General features: G+C 44.8%; 22 protein-coding genes. 17 read left to right on the forward strand and 5 right to left on the reverse strand.

Annotated elements, in window-relative coordinates; translation table 11 throughout:
* The 4 genes from J0656_RS17450 to J0656_RS17465 all read right to left on the reverse strand — a co-directional run.
* Positions 1 to 1,096 (reverse strand): heavy metal-binding domain-containing protein (locus tag J0656_RS17450; protein ID WP_207036258.1); only part of this gene is annotated, 1,096 nt, incomplete at its 3' end.
* 4 nt (positions 1,097 to 1,100) lie between these two features.
* Entirely contained in the window at positions 1,101 to 2,324 is a 1,224-nt protein-coding gene (locus J0656_RS17455; RefSeq protein WP_090294896.1) for a TolC family protein, read from the reverse strand.
* A 1-nt stretch (position 2,325) separates the two neighbouring features.
* On the reverse strand, positions 2,326 to 6,162 hold the full coding sequence (locus tag J0656_RS17460; RefSeq protein WP_036385877.1) for an efflux RND transporter permease subunit: 3,837 nt from the start codon (positions 6,160 to 6,162) through the stop codon (positions 2,326 to 2,328).
* 104 nt (positions 6,163 to 6,266) lie between these two features.
* Entirely contained in the window at positions 6,267 to 6,683 is a 417-nt protein-coding gene (locus J0656_RS17465; RefSeq protein WP_417947624.1) for an HYC_CC_PP family protein, read from the reverse strand.
* 100 nt (positions 6,684 to 6,783) lie between these two features.
* On the opposite strand from J0656_RS17465, the gene J0656_RS17470 reads away from it, so the two are divergent.
* Positions 6,784 to 6,963, forward strand: coding sequence for a hypothetical protein (locus tag J0656_RS17470; protein ID WP_139297725.1), 180 nt, complete (start codon positions 6,784 to 6,786; stop codon positions 6,961 to 6,963).
* 6 nt (positions 6,964 to 6,969) lie between these two features.
* Here J0656_RS17470 and J0656_RS17475 read toward each other — a convergent pair whose 3' ends face one another.
* Positions 6,970 to 7,125, reverse strand: a complete 156-nt coding sequence (locus J0656_RS17475; RefSeq protein WP_175443744.1) for a hypothetical protein — start codon at positions 7,123 to 7,125, stop codon at positions 6,970 to 6,972.
* 121 nt (positions 7,126 to 7,246) lie between these two features.
* Here J0656_RS17475 and J0656_RS17480 point away from each other — a divergent pair, with 121 nt between their 5' ends.
* The 16 genes from J0656_RS17480 to J0656_RS17555 all read left to right on the forward strand — a co-directional run bounded on the left by J0656_RS17480 (position 7,247) and on the right by J0656_RS17555 (position 16,417).
* Positions 7,247 to 7,666, forward strand: coding sequence for an HYC_CC_PP family protein (locus J0656_RS17480; protein WP_036385880.1), 420 nt, complete (start codon positions 7,247 to 7,249; stop codon positions 7,664 to 7,666).
* A 166-nt stretch (positions 7,667 to 7,832) separates the two neighbouring features.
* Positions 7,833 to 8,414, forward strand: coding sequence for a helix-turn-helix domain-containing protein (locus tag J0656_RS17485; RefSeq protein ID WP_036385881.1), 582 nt, complete (start codon positions 7,833 to 7,835; stop codon positions 8,412 to 8,414).
* 75 nt (positions 8,415 to 8,489) lie between these two features.
* Positions 8,490 to 8,897, forward strand: coding sequence for a c-type cytochrome (locus J0656_RS17490; protein WP_036385883.1), 408 nt, complete (start codon positions 8,490 to 8,492; stop codon positions 8,895 to 8,897).
* Positions 8,894 to 10,051, forward strand: a complete 1,158-nt coding sequence (locus J0656_RS17495) for a putative porin (RefSeq protein ID WP_036385884.1) — start codon at positions 8,894 to 8,896, stop codon at positions 10,049 to 10,051. Before J0656_RS17490 ends, J0656_RS17495 begins: the two co-directional genes overlap by 4 nt.
* Positions 10,052 to 10,071: 20 nt before the next feature.
* Complete coding sequence (locus J0656_RS17500) at positions 10,072 to 10,389, forward strand: hypothetical protein (protein ID WP_147378303.1); 318 nt, start codon at positions 10,072 to 10,074, stop codon at positions 10,387 to 10,389.
* Positions 10,390 to 10,413: 24 nt separating this feature from the next.
* Positions 10,414 to 10,926 carry a hypothetical protein gene (locus tag J0656_RS17505; protein ID WP_036378936.1) on the forward strand — a complete coding sequence of 171 codons (513 nt, stop codon included), beginning with the start codon at positions 10,414 to 10,416 and terminating at the stop codon, positions 10,924 to 10,926.
* Positions 10,927 to 10,956: 30 nt separating this feature from the next.
* Positions 10,957 to 11,220 (forward strand): hypothetical protein, encoded by a 264-nt coding sequence (locus J0656_RS17510; protein ID WP_081894146.1) that lies wholly within the window; start codon positions 10,957 to 10,959, stop codon positions 11,218 to 11,220.
* A gap of 14 nt (positions 11,221 to 11,234) precedes the next feature.
* Positions 11,235 to 11,450: a heavy-metal-associated domain-containing protein gene (locus J0656_RS17515; RefSeq protein WP_036385886.1), complete on the forward strand. Its 216-nt coding sequence runs from the start codon at positions 11,235 to 11,237 to the stop codon at positions 11,448 to 11,450.
* Between the two features lie 27 nt (positions 11,451 to 11,477).
* Positions 11,478 to 11,696, forward strand: coding sequence for an SHOCT domain-containing protein (locus J0656_RS17520; protein ID WP_036385889.1), 219 nt, complete (start codon positions 11,478 to 11,480; stop codon positions 11,694 to 11,696).
* A gap of 39 nt (positions 11,697 to 11,735) precedes the next feature.
* On the forward strand, positions 11,736 to 11,951 hold the full coding sequence (locus tag J0656_RS17525) for an SHOCT domain-containing protein (RefSeq protein WP_036385890.1): 216 nt from the start codon (positions 11,736 to 11,738) through the stop codon (positions 11,949 to 11,951).
* 39 nt (positions 11,952 to 11,990) lie between these two features.
* Positions 11,991 to 12,437: a hypothetical protein gene (locus J0656_RS17530; protein WP_036385892.1), complete on the forward strand. Its 447-nt coding sequence runs from the start codon at positions 11,991 to 11,993 to the stop codon at positions 12,435 to 12,437.
* 74 nt (positions 12,438 to 12,511) lie between these two features.
* Positions 12,512 to 12,787 (forward strand): DUF5676 family membrane protein, encoded by a 276-nt coding sequence (locus J0656_RS17535; RefSeq protein ID WP_036378938.1) that lies wholly within the window; start codon positions 12,512 to 12,514, stop codon positions 12,785 to 12,787.
* A 146-nt stretch (positions 12,788 to 12,933) separates the two neighbouring features.
* On the forward strand, positions 12,934 to 13,728 hold the full coding sequence (locus J0656_RS17540) for an AlbA family DNA-binding domain-containing protein (RefSeq protein WP_051947114.1): 795 nt from the start codon (positions 12,934 to 12,936) through the stop codon (positions 13,726 to 13,728).
* Between the two features lie 4 nt (positions 13,729 to 13,732).
* Positions 13,733 to 14,446 (forward strand): lycopene cyclase domain-containing protein, encoded by a 714-nt coding sequence (locus J0656_RS17545; protein WP_036378939.1) that lies wholly within the window; start codon positions 13,733 to 13,735, stop codon positions 14,444 to 14,446.
* A gap of 28 nt (positions 14,447 to 14,474) precedes the next feature.
* Positions 14,475 to 14,933 (forward strand): universal stress protein, encoded by a 459-nt coding sequence (locus tag J0656_RS17550; RefSeq protein WP_036378941.1) that lies wholly within the window; start codon positions 14,475 to 14,477, stop codon positions 14,931 to 14,933.
* A 119-nt stretch (positions 14,934 to 15,052) separates the two neighbouring features.
* The gene (locus J0656_RS17555; RefSeq protein ID WP_051947539.1) at positions 15,053 to 16,417 is read left to right on the forward strand and encodes an NAD(P)/FAD-dependent oxidoreductase; all 1,365 of its coding nucleotides are present in this window, start codon (positions 15,053 to 15,055) and stop codon (positions 16,415 to 16,417) included.
* The last annotated feature ends 10 nt before the right edge of the window (positions 16,418 to 16,427 follow it).

The raw sequence follows: 16,427 nt of genomic DNA on the forward strand, positions 1-16,427 counted from the left end.
ACACAAAATTCACCCCATTGGACGTGGTATTCTTGATGTATACCACAGAACGTTCCCCGGTCCACATCACTGCCGACTTAGGAATGGTTATCGCTTCTGATGCAATGGGCTGTTTTGCTTTTACGGTTCCGGAAGCGAACATTTCCGGCTTTAACCTTAAACCGGTGTTCCCGATCTCGATTCTGGCCTTGGCAACCCTTGTCATGGGATTGATCACCGGGTCGATATAGGAAATCCTGCCTTTGAAGTTTTCGCCCGGGAGCGAGGGTATGGTAAAGACCACTTCATCGCCTTTTCTTACCCAGGGCATGTCGGACTCATAAATATCGAACAGTACCCAAACGCTGTTCAGGTTGGCAATTTGATATAATGCCTTGCCCTTGTTGACATAGTCGCCAAGGTTTACCATTTTTTCGGTAACGTAGCCTGAAACATCGGCATGTATCGGCAATTCCTCCTTAACGGTCCCGGATTGAAGTATCTGTGCGATTTGGTTGTCGGAAAGCTTCCAGTTTTTTAATTTTTCCTTGGCGGCATTAAAAAACTGCGGTTGGGTGTCCGCCACCTTTCTTGCTTCAAAAAGTTCCTCTTGTGCAGTGACCAGATCAGGGGAATAAATATAGGCGATGATCTGCCCCTGCTTGATGTACTCCCCTGTAAAATTGACCATTAGCCGTTCCACCCTCCCGGGAATATGGGAAGATTGGGAATAGATCGATCGTTCATCCGCTTCCACCTTGCCATTAAGATCGATCAATTTGACCGGGGCGGTCTTGCCCACGATTTCCGTAGTGACATTGGCAAGCTGCATGGCGGTTTTCGACATGCTAACGGCCATGGGGTCCAGTTCCGAACCGTTGTCATTTTCCAAAGGGATCAAGTCCATCCCACAAATGGGACAATCTCCCGGTTCCGTCTGTCTGATCTGGGGATGCATGGAGCAGGTCCAAATGGTTTCTCCCGATACTTCCGAAGTATGTTGGTGTTCCTCTTTGGCATTGCCCTTGGAGCCCCCGAACAATAGCCATCCCAGCAAAAGTCCAAGAACCAAGGTGGACAAGGCTATTTTTACTATTTTTTGTGTTTCTGATTTCATCTGATTATTTTTTTGCCGTGATATAGTTAAACTTGGCCAACGCTATTTCATATTGCGTCAATGCGCTTATTTTCAATTTAGTATACTTCAACAATTGTTGCTGCATTCGCAACACCTCCTCGAAGTCCTTCCCGGAATTCCCATAGGCTGTGAACAACAGATTGAGTGCTTGTTCCGATTCCATGATCTGTTCATCAAAGAGGGAAATCAAATCCGTCTGCTGCCTTATGTCAAAAACGGCCATTTCATAATTGGTCTTCAATGTATTGGTGACTTCCTTTTTTTGCAGTGCATAACTTTCCTGCATCAATTGGGCCTCCTTTTCGGCTGCCCTGTACTTACCCCTGAATAGGGGCAGGCTCAAGGTAACCATGGGCATCAATACATCCTTGCCATTATCGGGAACCACCATGTCGGTACGCTTATCAACCATTACATAGTCCAGTCCGACCCCCACTTTTGGCAGGCCTTGTTTAAGGGCTGCCCTTTCGGATGCCGCTGCAGCCTTGACCTTTAATTCCAGGGAATTCAAGAGCGGATGGTCCACTACCAAGGAATCTTTGACATAATCAATGGGCAGTACATTGACCCCAAAGGTCTCAGGGATGTTTATTTGTTCATCTTCCTTACGGTCCAATAGTTTATTGAAGGACGCCAAAAGGGGGATTTCCTTATGTTTAAGGATACCCAGATTCGTCCGGGCTTCCTTTAAAAGCACGTCCACCCTTAAGACATCGACCAATGATCCCAAGCCATTTTTGAATTTCGTATTGGAAACCGTCCTGTAGGATTCCAGAATGGCAATGTTGTCCTCTTCGATCCGTACCCACTCCTTAAGTTCGTACAATGGAAAATAAGCTGCTGAAACCTCGTAATAAAGTTTGTTCCTGGCATCCAAAAAAGACTGGTACTTGGCCTCTGCCATAAGTGCAGCGGCATCACCTTGGGCCTTTAAGGTTCCAAACCAAGGAAACATCTGAGTCAGTGAAAACCTTGCCTTTTGGGGCCCTACCCGGGTTTCGACCGGGGAGATGAAGTACCCAAAGGACAGGTTTGGATCTGGTAAAGCCTTCACCTGCGGTACTTTTTGTAACGCCGCCTCAAAATCTTTGTACTGTGAAAGCAACCCTGGATTGTTCTCAGCCGCTACCTTAAAGTAATCCTCCAAGGTCTGGCCGTTGGAAAGGATACTTGTCAAGACAAATATGATGGTCAATACATTTTTCATTTTACTGTATTTTTTTCAATGCTTTGTTGCGATTTATAATGACTGTTTCCCTCCAATAGGCTTGGAGTACCGGGACCACGAACATGGTCATGATCTGAATGGCCATTCCCCCAAAAGTCGGGATGGCCATGGGAATCATAATGTCGGCCCCTTTTCCGGTAGAGGTCAGCACGGGCAAAAGGGCGATGATGGCCACGGCGGCCGTCATCATGGCGGGACGGACCCTTTTTTTCCCTGCCTCCAAAACCGCCGCTCTTACATCCGGTACGGTTTGAGGGTTCTTTTCCTCAAAAACCTGGTGGATGTACGTACCCATGATGACACCATCATCGGTGGCAATACCGAAAAGTGCGATAAAACCAACCCAAACCGCAACGCTTAAATTGATCGTGTGCATTTGGAACAGATCCCGCATGTTGACCCCTGAAATGGCAAAATTCATGAACCAATCCTGACCATAGAGCCAGAGCATTATGAAACCTCCCGCAAAAGCAACAAAAACTCCGGAAAAATGGATGGAGGATGCGATGACCGTCTTGAACTGAAAAAACAGGAGCAAGAAAATCACAATCAAACTGATCGGTATGACAATGGACAGTCTTTTCACTGCCCTGATTTGGTTCTCATAACTCCCAGAAAACTTATAGCTTATTCCGGCGGGAACCGTTAATTCCCCTGCATCGATTTTTTTCTGGATGGCTTCCTGGGCATCGTTCACCACATCGACTTCCGCAAAACCGTCCCGTTTATCAAAAAGCACATAGCCCACCAAAAAGGTGTTTTCGCTCTTGATGGCCTGAGGCCCGCGGACATATTCAAAATCCACCACTTGGGATAAGGGAATTTGCGCCCCTACCGGTGTGGGAATCAAAATTTTCTTCAACGATTCCGGGTCGTCCCTCAATTCCCTCGGGTAGCGCACCCGCACGGGAAAACGTTCCCTACCTTCAACGGTGGAGGTGATTTTCATCCCACCGATCGCTGTTTCGATGCTTTGCTGCACATCTTCAATGTTCAAACCATATCGGGATATCCCGTCCCTGTTGATATTGAGGTGCAAATAAGGTTTGCCCACTATTCTATCGGCGAATACGGCTTCTGCCTTGACCGAGGGCACTTCCTTCAAGATACCTTCCAATTGCATCCCAAAATCCTCGATGGTCTTCAGATCGGGACCAAAAACCTTGATCCCCATGGGAGCGCGCATTCCGGTCTGCAACATCACCAACCGGGTTTCTATGGGCTGTAATTTGGGAGCAGAGGTTATGCCCGGGATCTTGGTGACCTTTACGATCTCATCCCAGATATCGTTGGGGGATTTGATATGAGGCCTCCAGTTTCGGAAAAACTCACCGTCCTCATCCACGATCAGGTCCTTCTCGGCAATCCCTAACTGCAAGGCCTCCTCATTGGTCAAAGTGTCTTTATGCTGGGTAATGAACCTGTCCTTTCGATCTACTTTATAACGGACCCTATGTCCGTCTTCATTCACAATGAATTCAGGTTTATAGTTGATGATGTTCTCATACATGGAAATGGGTGCAGGGTCCAGTGCGGATTCAACGCGACCGAGTTTACCGACAACCAAGTCCACTTCGGGTATGCTTCCCAAGAGCATATCCAACTGTCCAACCACCCTTTTGTTGTATTCCACCCCTGAATGCGGCATGGATGTCGGCATCAACAGGAACGAACCTTCATTGAGCGATGGCATGAACTCGGATCCTATTCCCGGGAATCTCTTGGAAGCTGCCTGCCATCCCGAGGTCTGTCTGACACTTTTCCAACCTACCGATTCAAAGCCTTTGGCCACGATTCCAAAGGTGCTATCGAACCCCAGCCAAACCAATACCCCAAAAAACAGGGTCACGAATGGGATGAGCATGAACTTTCCTTTGTTTTCCAGACACCACTTTAGGACCGGGGTATAGAAATGTACGATTCCCATCAAAGCGGCCAGGATAATGCCCACTAGGAACAACACAAAAAAGTAGTTGACCACAATACCGTTTTGGGGTCCCAAGGGCATCCATTCCTCGGTCAGGAAGAAGGAAGCGATAAAAACGGTCAGTCCCAAATTGATATAGTTGGGAAACGATTTATAGTGCTCCGGCCATTTGGGTTCCATCAAATTGTTCAACCCAATGAGTGAAATGACCAATGGCAACCACATCTGGGCATAAAATGCAAAAATAAGCCCGGTGGATATCAATAGAATGGACCAAAACCGTCGCACCCGTTTCTTGTCATAATCCACCCCCATTACAAAATGGGCCAATGCCGGAAGCACAACGATTCCAAGCACAAAGGCGCTCAACAGGGCAAAGGTCTTGGTAAAGGCCAAGGGCCTAAATAGCTTCCCTTCTGCCGATTGCATGGCAAAGACAGGCACAAAGCTCACGACGGTGGTCGCCAATGCGGTCGTAATTGCCGAGGCCACTTCCACGGTGGCCTTATATATTACCTGAATGAGTTCCTTGCCCTTGGCACCATGGTTCTCGGGCATTTCCAAATGACGGATAATGTTCTCGACGAACACGATCCCCACGTCCACCATCACCCCTATGGCAATGGCTATCCCGGAAAGGGCCACCACATTGGCATCTACCCCGGCATATTGCATGACAATAAAGGTCATTAGGACCCCGACAGGCAATAGACTGGATATGATCACAGAGGCCCTCAGGTTGAGGACAAGTACCAGTACAACGATGATGCTGATCAGTATTTCGTGGGACAGGGCATTTTCCAAAGTACCTATGGTCTCGTGGATGAGCTGTGTCCGGTCATAAAACGGGACCACGGTCAATTGGCTTTCCACACCATTGGCCAATGTCTTTTTGGGCAAACCGGGTGCGATTTCCTTGATCTTGTCCTTCACATTATTGATGACCGCCAAAGGATTGGAACCATAACGGGCGACCACGACGCCACCTACCACTTCGGCGCCCCCTTTATCGAGCACGCCCCTTCGTGTGGCCGGTCCCAAGCTGACCACCCCAATATCCTTGACCCGAACCGGGACATTGTCAAAGACGGCAACCACGGCCTTTTCTATGTCTTCCGTATTTTTGACATATCCCAAGCCCCTGACCAAATATTCTGCTTGATTGACTTCAATGGTCTTGGCGCCCACATCCCTGTTCGACTTCCGTACGGCCTCCATGACCTTGTATAAAGGAATATTATAGGCTTTCAGGGCATCTGGATTTACATCCACTTGATATTCTTGGACGAAACCACCGATCGAAGCCACTTCGGACACCCCGTCCACGGCATTCAACCCGTATTTCACATAAAAATCCTGGGCAGTCCGTATTTCGTGCAGATCCCATCCTCCCGTAGGGTTGCCATCCTTGTCCCTTCCTTCCAGGGTATACCAATATACCTGTCCCAATGCCGTGGCGTCAGGACCCAAAGTCGGGGTTACCCCATCGGGCAACAGCCCTGCGGGAAGTGAATTCAATTTTTCAAGGATCCGGGAGCGCGACCAATAAAATTCCACATCATCATTAAAAATGATATAGATACTGGAAAATCCAAAGATGGATGAACTACGGATCGTTTTCACCCCTGGAATTCCAAGTAAATAGGTCGTCATTGGATAAGAAATCTGATCCTCGATATCTTGTGGCGATCGCCCGGGCCATTGCGTGAAAACAATTTGCTGGTTTTCCCCAATATCGGGAATGGCATCCACGGGCACCGGGTCTTTTGGGAGAAAGCCCGTATTCCAATTGAAGGGGGAAGTGACAATCCCCCAGGTAACCAACGTTATTAAAACGAGAACGGTCACCAGTTTGTTCTCTAAAAAGTATTTTATGATTTTATTAAGCATATCATGAGTTTATTGTGTTGGAAATAGTGAAAATGTTCCAAAGGCAATAAATACCTAGGGCCATGCCAAAAACCATAGCACGGCCAAACGTCATCGATATGCTCTTAAATAAGGAAAGTTTGATCAAGAATCTGAATATCCTTGACCAAAAGGGGCGGAGGGTAATGTACGACAGAAACTATATTTTCCTGTAATCCCTCAAAAAGATTGATGTAACTGTAGGTGAAGGCAACCAGGAACTGATGCTCCCCAACACTTAAATTTTCAACGGAAAGCAATAGATCCCTATTTCCTTGTACGGAAAGCGTTTCGTCATCGCAACACTGTTTTTTCTGCAGCTTGTGCTGGTGTGAATCCGATGGCTGCTGCATATCCATTCCACAGGATTCCGCTTTACCGAAGAAGGAAAAATCAACAAGATCTTCCCCACAATAGTGTTGTGCCACCGCAAAGGAAAAGGTGGATGCCAGCACGTTGAGTGCCATAAAACAAGATAATATTTTGAACCAAAATATTCTCATAAGCGGTTACAAAACTACAAAAATTTTAACAACCTCATTAAATTTAACACAATTTATACAAGGATTCCGCATAAAGCCCCTGCTTTTCAAAGTACCGACCATGGCACCCCATACTTTTGACCATCAATCATTTATACGACCATCGTATCTGGTCCGGGACGGTATAAAGCACATCGTGGTTCGAAGGCCCTCCTTACTGGCAACGGATGGAACCCTGACCAATAGCATTGTATTTTCAACCCGATTAAAGGTGGAACCCTTGTCTTCAATCGAACCATAACAGACCTTAAAGTTCCTCGATACCGAATCCGATCGTTGGACAGCTGACGGTCATTCCTTTCCCCACATATTGTATACCAGTATAGTATTGTGATCCTTGTGGTGGCCCAATGCCAGTACTTTTGGTAAACCTGATATTTGTCATGTTTTTTCCGAATCCCATACCTTACATTTGGAACCAAATCCTGCTGAAATCACACACAAACAGTAATCATATGGATAACTGCATAATTGATTACAGTTTGATTTTTAGCGAGTTAAACAAAATTTAGTAACTTTAGGAAGTGAAGCAAACCACATCGAAAATATTGTCCCTGTTTCTGGCCTGTTCTGTATTGATCAGTACCACTTCCTTTGCATCGAATGCCCATTTTTGCTGTAACAAGTTGGTCAGTTTTTCTGTGACCGGCAAAGCAAAACCCTGCGACCAAAAGCTTCAAAATCCCAAAAACACCTCAAGGAAGTGCTCTTTGGAACAAAAGGATTGCTGCAGCACCGATACCTATGCCAATATTGGCAAGGATGACCTGATGCTGGATTCCTTTGACCTTGATTTCGGCACACTTGTATTTCTAAATGCCTTTATTTTTTACCATATCGATCGTTTCGAAGGGCTACAGGAAAACATAATCCCTTTTAAAGACTACGATCCCCCGTGGATCGAACAGGATCTCCTTGTCCTTCATGAAACTTTCCTAATTTGATTTTTACACTGGCGGAACGTCAATGCAATCGTTCGCTCTTCACATTGGTCATGGCCACTAAATGACCTTTTTTGTCGTGTGCTATCTCCACGACGGCATATCCTGATCGATTCTCCTATCGGGTTTTGACCCGATATTATTTACGCTTAACAATAACTCAGACACCATGGATTCCAAAAAGGAATACTGGATAAAGCATATGGTCTGTAGGCGATGCCTCAAGGTCATAAGACAAGAATTGCATGACCTGGGCATTGAGGTTCTATCCCTTGAACTGGGGAAACTTACGGTAAATGCCCCGGAAATAGGGATTGCCGAAGTTGACCAAAAAGTCGTGGACGTCCTACATTCCAATGGCTTTGAAATAGCCAAAAGCGAAGAGGAAATGATCGTTGAGAAAATCAAGATAGGCTTGATTTCCTTAGTGACCAACGTCCCGATTAACCACAAAGGGAACACCTCGGACTACCTTGTCGATTTATTGCATCGCGATTACAAAGTACTGAGCAAGGTTTTTTCCAGAAATGAAAACATCACGATCGAAAAGTACTTTATCAAGCTCAAGATCGAAAAGGTAAAGGAGCTTATCCAACTGGGACAATATTCATTTTCCGATATCGCCTATATGCTCGATTACAGCAGCGTCAACCATTTGTCCGCACAGTTCAAGGAAATTATGGGGATGAGCATGACGGATTACAAAAACGGACAAATGTGGCAAAGGGATTTTCTTGACGAAATAATATAAAAATCCAGGAATATTATGAAGATGGCCTGTCAGGTCAAACAGTAGTTTTAACGCAACAACCTAACAAATAATAAAATGAAACTTACACAAAAAAAATCAATACCCATAATGCTAACGTTCCTAATGACCCTTTTGGCCCTACAGGCGACCAGAGCACAGACCCAATGGGAAGCCCCGGCCAGTGCGGACAATTTGAACAATCCCTTAAAAAATGATGCCACGGCGACAGAAAGCGGCAAACGGACCTTCAGAATGCTCTGTGTGATCTGCCACGGGGCCAAGGGTAAGGGAGACGGCATGGGCGGAGCCGGATTGACCCCAAAACCCACCGACTTGACCAGTGCCAAGGTACAGTCCCAATCGGACGGTGCCCTATTCTGGAAATTGACCAACGGTAAGCCCCCTATGGCTTCCTATGAAACCGCACTTCCCGAAAACAAGAGATGGGAATTGATCAACTATATCAGAACCTTGAAAAAATGAAAAAACTACTAATGACCCTAATTATCTTAGGGTTGGGATCTTCGGCTTTGGCCCAGACCTACAACACCTTTGAACCCAGTAAGACGCAGTTCATGCTGCGTGGTTACGGACACACCGGATTTGAATATTTGGATACCGGTGGTGAACAAGAATCCACCTTTCTAGGGGCCACATTCGCCCCTATATTCCTCTACAAGCATTCCGACAAGCTCATGTTCGAGGCCGAACTGGAGTTTGAGCTCGAAGGAAATGAATTGAAAACGGGACTGGAATATGCCGATGTGATGTATGTGCTCAACAAGCACATGACCGTAAGGGCCGGTAAATTCCTGCTTCCCTTTGGAACCTTTATGGAGCGTTTGCACCCTGCATGGATCAACCGACTTCCAAGCAGACCCCTTGGATTTGGTCACGACGGAATTGCACCGGCCTCCGATATCGGCGTCGAACTCAGGGGGGCATTCGATCTGGGCGGTCCCAAACTGAACTATGCGGTTTATGTGACCAACGGTCCGCGCATCAAAGATGGAAGTGAGGAGCCTGAAGAAGCGGGTATGCTGGATTTCGGTTATTATGAAGATGTGAACCTGGCCAAGGCCTTGGGTGGCAGGATCGGCCTACTCCCGCTCTCGGATTCATCCATGGAATGGGGGATTTCCGCCTATACCACCAACAGTACCGGTGCAGAGGACTCCGATTACAAGGATGTGGGTGCCTTTCTTTGGGCGCTGGATCTTTCCTATGTAAAATCGATCACCCCCTTACAAGGGGTTGTGGACATCAAGGCCCAGTACAACAGTTCCAATGTGGATACCGCCACCTACTATGAAATCGAAGATGGGATTTCCGAACCTTACTCCTTTGACAACCAAAGCAGCTCCTTTTATACACAATTGAGCTATCGCCCCATCATGTCGGGAAGCGACTTTATGAAACAACTTGAATTTGTGGGTCGATATTCCGATTTCAACGCACCTGAAGGAGCGGAGTGGGAAGAGAAGTCAACGCAGTACGCTTTTGGTTTGAACTATTGGCTGAGTTGGCGTTCCGTGGTCAAATTCAGCTATCAAACCACCAAGATGGAAGGTGGTCATGACAGTGATGGCACGACCCGTACCAATGGATTGTTTGTGCATTGGGCCATTGGATTTTAAAATCAAAAAAAGAAAGTGAAATGAAAACAACAACGAATTTTAAAGCAGCAATAATCCTGTCCGTCATGGCATCGATCATGGTCGCCTGCTCCTCCAATAAAAAACCCATTGCGACGGATACCGCGACCGAGGTGGCGGGGAGTGAAGTGGATTTCAAAATTGAAAAATCCGGGGCGCAGCTCTGGGGCGAGGTGTGCAACCGATGTCATATTGCCCCTTCACCCGCGGATTACAACGATACCGATTGGGAAACCATAAGCCTGCACATGCGGGTTAGGGCCAATCTGACGGAAGAGGAGATCACCAAAATCGAATCCTTTCTGAAATCAGCCAATTGACGATTAATCCTTAATTCATATACAATGAGAAATTTAGTAATTATTTTTTCTGTGATAGGGCTTTTGTCCTTGAACGGTTGCAAACAATCAACCGATGTACAAACCTTGCTTCAAAACGAGGAAACCAGAAGCGAGATCCTTAAAGATCTGGTACAAAACCATGATTATATGATGGAATTCATGGAACAGATGCAAGGGAGCGACCATGCCATGCAAATGATGCAGGGAAACAAAAAAATGATGGGCACCATGATGAAGGGACAAGGCATGCAAATGATGATGGGCGACAGCACCATAATGAACCAAATGATGGGCAACAGACAAATGATGCATTCCATGATGAACGGAATGATAAAGGATGGCGAGATGATGGGCGAAATGATGCAAATGATGCAAGACAAAGGGATGATGAGCAATGATTGTATGGAGTCGTGCATGAATATGATGAAGGAAAAGGGAATGGATATGGAAGGAATGGGAATGATGGATGATGGTACAATGAAATCAAAAGGAGATGACCATTCTGAGCACCATTAACACATAATAGGTAACGAAAAAATAAAAATCATGAAAGGACATTGGATTTGGATGGTCATCGGTTGTGGTCTCCCGCTATTGTTGATTTTTTTTGCGCCTGCATTTGGCATTACAGGGTACAATGGGCTTTTTTCCTTTATCATCGTGATGTTTTTGATACACCTTTTCATACCTCACGGTGGTCACGGGCATGGTGATCATGGAAAATCTGATAACAGTAAATACCATGATCATGACAAAGAGCAAGATTCCACTGAGACCCAAGAAGATCACCGGGGGCATCGGCACCATTAAAATATACTTTCGAAATGAAGTACAGATATCAAATTAACGGAATAAGCTGCGGTGGCTGTATCACAAGAATCAAGAAGACCTTGGAAGAACATCCTGAAGTAGAGCAAGTAGAAGTTTTTTTACAGCCTATGGGCGCAACCATTGTAACAATGAACAAGAAGCTTACGGTAGAAGAACTGCAAGGGCAACTCAACAAACTTGAGGGCTATACCATAGCAGAGATTAGTTAAAATCATAAAAACCTTCAAATTAAAAATATGTTTTACAAAGATGGATTTTTTTGGGGCATGCACCTGATCTGGTGGGCCATTTGGATTGTGGCATTGGGCTGGATTTTCTTTGCCCCAACCAGTTCCTCCTATGAAGAGATTGAGGGAGATGACCCACTAATGTTGCTCAAAATCCGCTTCGCGAAGGGCGAGATTTCCAAAGAAGAATACGAGCAATCTAAGAAACTTTTACAATCGGACAAATAGTCCGAAAACAAGTAATGTATAACCTTTAAAACTAAAACTATGCATTTTTTCGACGGACATTGGGGCGGCATGCACGTCATCTGGTGGGTCATATGGTTGATCCTCTTGATATGGATATTCTTGGTGCCATATGACATCCCTTACAGAAAATCAAAGAAGGAAGACCCACTTTCAGTTCTAAAAAAGCGCTTCGCCAATGGCGAAATCTCTAAGGAGGAATATGAAGAATCAAAAAAGATCTTGAAATCAAATTAAGGAATGTAGGGCAAATATTAATTACTAAAAAAAGTCAAAATGAAGATAAAAGTTTATAAGACAGGCATAATGGTATTGGCTACTTTACTCATTTCGGCCTGCTCACAAAAACAGGGTAGTTCTGTAAAGGATATGCTCGAGGACCACTCTCAGCAAGAAGAGGTATTGTCCGCACTTGTCGAAAATCACGATCTGGGCAAAAAATACATTGCCAACATGATGGATAACGACCATGCCATGGGAATGATGGTGGACGAACTCGTAAAAGCAGCAGCAAAGGATACCATACTAGCGAACAAATTGAGCGATATGATTACTAGATATCCTGACCTTATGCTACTGACCACCCACCATTTTATGCCGGTCATTGCTTCGGACAGCCTTTTGACCGATTCTTTTTGTGATCACACGTTAGAACACGAGGATCTCGCCAAGGCCATGCACAATAAAATGGAATACAAAAAGAGCCTTGAGCGCAACCATTGACTCCAACTTTGGTTTTTGCACATGAACAAACTCATAAATGAATAATAACAACAATAAACATTAAAACAAGAATCATGAATCGTATCAATGTAAAAAAATTCGGTTTTGCCATGGGGCTGACCGCTGCAATCCTCTACGCCGGCTGCATGATTGTTTTGGCGACAGCAGGACAAGAAGGAAGCATAACCTTTTTCAACAGCCTGCTGCACGGCTTGGACACTACCAGTATAATACGGGTAGACGTGCCAATTTGGGAGGCACTTATTGGCATTGTCCAGACATTTATCATTGCTTGGCTCACAGGTGCCCTGATTGCAGCATTTTACAACACACAGATTAAGAGTAGATAATCTGAACAAAAGATCGGAGAGACTTTTTAGGAACCGGTGTCGCATCGACCACAGGCAATTTGTTGGCGGAAAGTGCCAAAGAACTGAGCAATTGACAATAGAATCCCGGAATTGAACCTAGAGTACAACCATATAAAGTAGAATAAGTGAATAGTACTGCAAGAAATATCAAAACAATTTTCACCCAAACGGCAATATGGGGGGGCATTTTCTATTTCCTTGTCCATCCTTTTACCATGGTGCTCTATTGGTTTGAATTTAGCAATACACCATTTTCATTTTCCCTGTTTTGGGACGTCTTAAAGTCGCAGTTTTTAGAATCTTTCACTTTTGATATGAGAGGGATGAGCGTCTCGCTTACAATCCTTGGCATTTTCCTAGGGATAGTTTCCGGTCTATTTTTCATAACCCTCAGGCGAAAGAACAAGCTTATAGGCACACAACAGCAGTTGTTACTGCGTGATTTAGAAGAATTGATAGAGGCGGGTGAGAATGAACGGGTAGAATTCAAGTCATCTATTCGTTACGATTATTTTAGGAAAACCACGAACCGCGAACTGGAACTAGTCATTGCCAAGACCATCACTGGTTTTATGAATGCAAAAGGTGGAAAATTGATCATTGGCGTTGACGATGATGGCAACATTGTGGGCCTTGAAAAAGATTTCAAGACCCTAAAGCACAAGAACAAAGATGGATATGAGCGTGAAATTTTCAGGATAATTTCAACACAGTTAGGTCACGAGGCTTGTTTTAGCAATCACATTTCATTTTACAAATTAAATGGTGAAGATGTGTGCGTAATAGCTGTCGAACCTTCTAAAAAACCAATCTATGTCAGCGATACCGAAAATACAACCTTTTATGTCAGAACGGGGAATGCCACCTACCCCTTGACGGTCAAGGAAGCGGTTGATTATTTAGAAACCAGAAAATTATAATCTTATGCAATACGTTTGGTTTATATGGTCCCTTATCATACTGGCCCTTTGGGGCGTGGTCTATCTTTTGAAGAAGGATTCCCGTAAAGAAATGTTGAGGATGAGTTGGATAACCATGCCCTTTGGGCTAACCGAGCCGCTGTTCGTTCCCGAATATTGGCACCCGCCATCGCTCTTCGATTTGGCGATAAAGACCGGGTTCGATATTGAAAGCATCATTTTCTCTTTTGCCATCGGGGGTATTGGCACCGTACTTTACAATCTTATTTTCAAGCGAAGGTATGTTAAAATACCGCATACCGAGCGTAACCATTATAGACATAGGTTGCATCTATATATCCTTTTCGTACCGGCGGTCGTGTTTTTGATATTGGCCCTTTTCACTCCCATGAACCATATTTACTGTGGAATATTGGCCATGTTCTTGGGTGGAATGGCCACGTTATACTGCCGCCCAGACCTTAAGACCAAAATCTGGATAAGTGGATTTCTGTTCACGGCATTGTACTTTGTTTATTTTGGAAGTATTCTCCCGTTTTACCCCGACTACGTAACATTGTTTTGGAATCTGGAAAACCTGAGTGATATTCTAGTGGCCGGCATACCAATCGAAGAGCTTTTGTTCGCTTTCACTTTTGGCATGTATTGGTCAGGCCTCTATGAGCATTTGTATTGGAGAAAATTAATCAACCCAATTGTTTTGAATCAAAATTTTTAAGTTAAGTCTATAAATAAAAACGAAGAAGATGAAAGTATTACTCGCAATTGACGGCTCTGAATTCAGCAAAGATGCCATCGATGAACTAGCGGCAATGTCGCTGCCAAAATTAGTTAAAATACATGTTCTAAATGTTTATGAAAATCCAATGTTAACTGTACCAGGGGCTTTCCCCTTAAGTGGTATCGGCCATTATAAAGAAGAAGCCATGTCAAATGCGAAAAAATCGGCTGAAACCATCGTTAACAATGCTGCAAAGTCGTTAAAACAAAAGAACGGCAAGTTGTCGATAACGACCAATATTGTAGAAGGGTTTCCCAAAAATGCAATCTTGGAAAAGGCAACTGATTTGGAGGTGGATCTTATCGTATTGGGATCACAAGGCCATGGCGCATTCTCGCGCTTTTTGCTTGGTTCGGTCGCCCAATCCATTGCCATGCACGCGCATTGTTCTGTTTTGATTGTCAGAAAAAAACATCAAAAATAAAATATAGCCACTTACAATGTGACAGGATAAATTTTGTCCGTAGAAAAATAAAAGAGCAGATCATGGGAAATCAGAATACCTGCATATCAAAGAACAATACCGATGCCAACTGTGAAGTGATGGAGTCTGTTTGTTTGCCCAAAACATTTTTGCCGCGTATAGTGGTTGTGGGTGGTGGCTTTGCAGGGCTGGCCCTGGTAGAAGGCCTTAAAAACAAGGAGGTACAGGTCGTGCTGATAGACCGTAACAACTTCCATCAATTTCAGCCCTTGTTCTATCAAGTGGCCACCAGCGGTCTTGAACCGGACAGTATCGTATTTCCCTTCAGAAAACAGTTCAAGGGCTATGGTAATGTGAGCTTTAGGTTTGCCGAAGTGACGCAAATCGAACCCGCTTCCAACACAGTTGTAACAGACAAAGGCAAGCTCACCTACGATTATCTGGTCTTGGCCACCGGAACCAAGACCAATTTCTTCGGCATGAAAGAGGTGGAACAAAACAGTCTTGGTATGAAAGACATCAAGGACTCGCTAAACATACGTCATATGATGTTGCAAAACTTGGAGCAGGCAGCCATAACCTGTGATGATGAAGAACGCGATGCGCTGACCAATTTTGTGATTGTGGGCGGTGGCCCGGCCGGTGTCGAAATGGCAGGTGCCTTGGCGGAATTCTGTAAGTACATCCTTCCAAAAGACTATCCCGAGTATCCGAATAGCATAATGAACATCTACCTGATCGAAGCATCGGACGAACTATTAGCCTCAATGTCCAACAAAGCCTCGACAAAAACACTTCGGTATCTAAAAAATCTAAATGTGCAAGTGTTGTTGAACGAGGCCGTGAGCGGTTACGACGGTAATGTGGTATCTACCAAAAGTGGAAGGAAAATCATGGCGAAAAACCTGATTTGGACGGCAGGTGTAACAGGCCAGGTTCCAGCGGGCATCAATCAAAAACATATAATTAATGGGAACCGTCTAAAAACGGATACCCATCTAAAAGTGGAAGGCATGGATAATGTTTTTGCCATTGGGGACATTGCCGGGGTAATCACCGACGAGACCCCTAAGGGCCATCCACAGGTAGCCCAAACCGCCATTCAACAGGGCGGTCATTTGGCCAAAGTGCTATTGAACACCGTTCAATCAATGCCTTCCAAACCATTTAGGTATAAAGATAAAGGTTCATTGGCCACAGTTGGTAAAAGAAAAGCGGTCGCTGATTTAGGAAAGCTCCACTTCGGCGGGTATGCTGCCTGGCTTTTATGGTCCGTGGTTCACTTGCTTTCCATCAGCGGGTTTCGAAACAAATTTTTGGTGGGCTTCAATTGGGCCATCAGTTATTTTACCTACGAAAAAAGCAACCGGGTAATCATAAGAAGTTTCAAACGTGATGCTTATATGAAAGCCTCCTTAAAATATAGTTCCAATAATGAATGGGAAAAGGATGTAAATCCCAAAAAATCCAGCATTGATGCCTAGCCATTATTCA

The organism is Flagellimonas aurea (genome assembly GCF_017313785.1).
Lineage (GTDB): Bacteria > Bacteroidota > Bacteroidia > Flavobacteriales > Flavobacteriaceae > Flagellimonas > Flagellimonas aurea.

What these genes read in the sequence shown, in the direction of transcription:
- J0656_RS17455 (WP_090294896.1), bottom strand. Translation starts at nt 2,324, where the DNA reads ATGAAAAATGTATTGACCATCATATTTGTCTTGACAAGTATCCTTTCC.
- J0656_RS17460 (WP_036385877.1), bottom strand. Translation starts at nt 6,162, where the DNA reads ATGCTTAATAAAATCATAAAATACTTTTTAGAGAACAAACTGGTGACC.
- J0656_RS17465 (WP_417947624.1), bottom strand. Translation starts at nt 6,683, where the DNA reads ATGAGAATATTTTGGTTCAAAATATTATCTTGTTTTATGGCACTCAAC.
- J0656_RS17470 (WP_139297725.1), top strand. Translation starts at nt 6,784, where the DNA reads ATGGCACCCCATACTTTTGACCATCAATCATTTATACGACCATCGTAT.
- J0656_RS17475 (WP_175443744.1), bottom strand. Translation starts at nt 7,125, where the DNA reads ATGGGATTCGGAAAAAACATGACAAATATCAGGTTTACCAAAAGTACT.
- J0656_RS17485 (WP_036385881.1), top strand. Translation starts at nt 7,833, where the DNA reads ATGGATTCCAAAAAGGAATACTGGATAAAGCATATGGTCTGTAGGCGA.
- J0656_RS17490 (WP_036385883.1), top strand. Translation starts at nt 8,490, where the DNA reads ATGAAACTTACACAAAAAAAATCAATACCCATAATGCTAACGTTCCTA.
- J0656_RS17495 (WP_036385884.1), top strand. Translation starts at nt 8,894, where the DNA reads ATGAAAAAACTACTAATGACCCTAATTATCTTAGGGTTGGGATCTTCG.
- J0656_RS17500 (WP_147378303.1), top strand. Translation starts at nt 10,072, where the DNA reads ATGAAAACAACAACGAATTTTAAAGCAGCAATAATCCTGTCCGTCATG.
- J0656_RS17505 (WP_036378936.1), top strand. Translation starts at nt 10,414, where the DNA reads ATGAGAAATTTAGTAATTATTTTTTCTGTGATAGGGCTTTTGTCCTTG.
- J0656_RS17510 (WP_081894146.1), top strand. Translation starts at nt 10,957, where the DNA reads ATGAAAGGACATTGGATTTGGATGGTCATCGGTTGTGGTCTCCCGCTA.
- J0656_RS17515 (WP_036385886.1), top strand. Translation starts at nt 11,235, where the DNA reads ATGAAGTACAGATATCAAATTAACGGAATAAGCTGCGGTGGCTGTATC.
- J0656_RS17520 (WP_036385889.1), top strand. Translation starts at nt 11,478, where the DNA reads ATGTTTTACAAAGATGGATTTTTTTGGGGCATGCACCTGATCTGGTGG.
- J0656_RS17525 (WP_036385890.1), top strand. Translation starts at nt 11,736, where the DNA reads ATGCATTTTTTCGACGGACATTGGGGCGGCATGCACGTCATCTGGTGG.
- J0656_RS17530 (WP_036385892.1), top strand. Translation starts at nt 11,991, where the DNA reads ATGAAGATAAAAGTTTATAAGACAGGCATAATGGTATTGGCTACTTTA.
- J0656_RS17535 (WP_036378938.1), top strand. Translation starts at nt 12,512, where the DNA reads ATGAATCGTATCAATGTAAAAAAATTCGGTTTTGCCATGGGGCTGACC.
- J0656_RS17545 (WP_036378939.1), top strand. Translation starts at nt 13,733, where the DNA reads ATGCAATACGTTTGGTTTATATGGTCCCTTATCATACTGGCCCTTTGG.
- J0656_RS17550 (WP_036378941.1), top strand. Translation starts at nt 14,475, where the DNA reads ATGAAAGTATTACTCGCAATTGACGGCTCTGAATTCAGCAAAGATGCC.
- J0656_RS17555 (WP_051947539.1), top strand. Translation starts at nt 15,053, where the DNA reads ATGGAGTCTGTTTGTTTGCCCAAAACATTTTTGCCGCGTATAGTGGTT.